The organism is Rhizobium sp. P1_B8 (genome assembly GCF_056406515.1).
Genome location: NZ_JBFTZZ010000073.1, coordinates 1 through 1818 on the forward strand (window position 1 = coordinate 1; position 1818 = coordinate 1818).

Sequence of the window (1818 nt, forward strand, 5' to 3'; positions counted from 1 at the left end):
CTGCCCAAGTTCCATGTGGCCGAGCATCTGCGGACCGGACGGCTCGTCCACGTCCTGCGGGACTGGGCGCCGCCAGACTTATGGTTGACCCTGTATTACCCCCCGTATCAGGTGCTGCCGCCCCGTATCGCCTCGTTCTCGAAGTTCTTCGAGCAACAGATCCCGGCGTTTATATCGGTAATCGAATGAACTGAGTTTGTTTTTAAAAGGTTTTTGAAAGGGATATTGCTGCACCCGACGGGCTTGGCTTTTCAACTGGCTCTATTGTCGGTATTGCCACGTTGTTTGACTTGTCTGGGTGGGCTATTCGAGCCGGATGAATATTCCGTGCCAGATGCCGCGCCTGAAAGGCTTTCGCTTTGCCCGTGAAATCATCGCCTATGCGGTATGGGCTTATCATCGCTTCGCGCTCAGCACCGCCGACGTGGAAGACCTGCTTGCCGAACGCGGTGTCATTGTCAGCCGGGAAGCAATCCGGCTTTGGGTCAATCGCTTCGGGCGGCATTTTGCAGTTTGTGTCCGGCGAGATCGACCTGCGCCTCGCGATAAATGGCACATCGACGAGGTCGTGATCACGATCCGTGGCAAAAAGCATTGGCTATGGCGGGCCATCGACGCGGACGGCCATGTGCTCGACATTCTGGTTCAGCCACGTCGAAATGCGAAGGCCGCAAGGCGTTTCCTGCGCGGCCTGGTTGCTCGGTTCGGCATGCCAAGGGTTGTCGTTACGGACAAACTCCGCAGCTACATCAAGCCGATCCGAACTCTCGCGGCAGGCGCCGAGCATCGGGCGCACAAAGGGCTCAATAATGCGGTCGAAGTCTCGCACAGGCCGACACGAAAGCGGGAGAAGATATTTGGCCGGTTCAAGTCACCACGGCAAGCACAGAGGTTTCTCGCTGCCCACGACCAGATCAATCTGATCTTCCGGCCCCGCCGCCACAAAATCAACGCCGCGTCTTGCCGTCACGCCAGGACGGATGCGTTTGCCCTCTGGCATGACTACACCGCAGAAATGACCGTCTGAGCTCGGTCCAGTTGCTCGCGCGCAACTTGCTTCAAACAACTTGGCGATACCCCGCCTCATACTCCGCCCAGTTCGTCACTCTGAACTTCATTTTACCGATGTGATGGCGGCGGGCGGCGTTATGTTTGTGTGGCATGCTGGACCAGTCAAGCTATTTTCGATCCCCGCCGCATAGGCGCAAAACGTTGAAATTTGATCCCTGCACCAACGCCAAGGGTAGGGCTATCACGTCAAAAAGCTGATCGCTGCAACACGGCCATGTTGAGCTGGGCGCCGCCTGGCAGAAGCGCTCCACCGAGAGCGACCGCGACTACCTCTCGGTCTGGACGACCCGAGCTTCCCGGCTCCGATCTATGCCACGCTCGCTGAGGTCGAAGGCGAGGACGGCTACCAGCTGATTTGGTCTCGCCCCAACCGGGATTGAGATCCGGCGAAGGCCCCGCCACCGAGCGGGGCCTCTCCCGCTCTGACTTTTTTCCGCCGTTCTTCCTTATTGGATGAAAATGGATGGAAAAATGGAGCCTAGTATGTCATATCCCATTCGGATGGAAACGCATGGAAACGCATGGAAACGGATGGAAACGGATGGGATAATGGATGACGGCCCTTGATCTTGCGAAATTGCGTATCACGCCTGAGATCGCAGTTTGCGCCATCTTTTGCGTTTCACCTTGATCTTGTGCTTGTTTTCCAACCATTCGCCTTCACCAAAGACCTTCAGACCGGTGCTGTCCACCACCAGATGAACCGGCCTCCAGCAGGCCGTTCGCCGCCGCACTGGCGGCAAAGCC

1 protein-coding gene and 3 pseudogenes are annotated in these 1818 nt (G+C 57.4%); 3 read left to right on the forward strand and 1 reads right to left on the reverse strand.

The annotated features are described in order from the left end of the window. The 3 genes and pseudogenes from AC1D2N_RS36120 to AC1D2N_RS36130 form a co-directional block, all read left to right on the forward strand. Positions 1 to 189: pseudogene (locus tag AC1D2N_RS36120) on the forward strand (LysR family transcriptional regulator); the annotation flags it as partial. 127 nt (positions 190 to 316) lie between these two features. Next, positions 317 to 1027, forward strand: a complete 711-nt coding sequence (locus tag AC1D2N_RS36125; RefSeq protein WP_026242458.1) for an IS6 family transposase — start codon at positions 317 to 319, stop codon at positions 1025 to 1027. A 254-nt stretch (positions 1028 to 1281) separates the two neighbouring features. Next, positions 1282 to 1451: pseudogene (locus tag AC1D2N_RS36130) on the forward strand (DUF736 domain-containing protein); the annotation flags it as partial. A 219-nt stretch (positions 1452 to 1670) separates the two neighbouring features. On the opposite strand, the pseudogene AC1D2N_RS36135 reads toward AC1D2N_RS36130, so the two are convergent. Next, a pseudogene (locus AC1D2N_RS36135) lies at positions 1671 to 1818 on the reverse strand (IS5 family transposase); the annotation flags it as partial.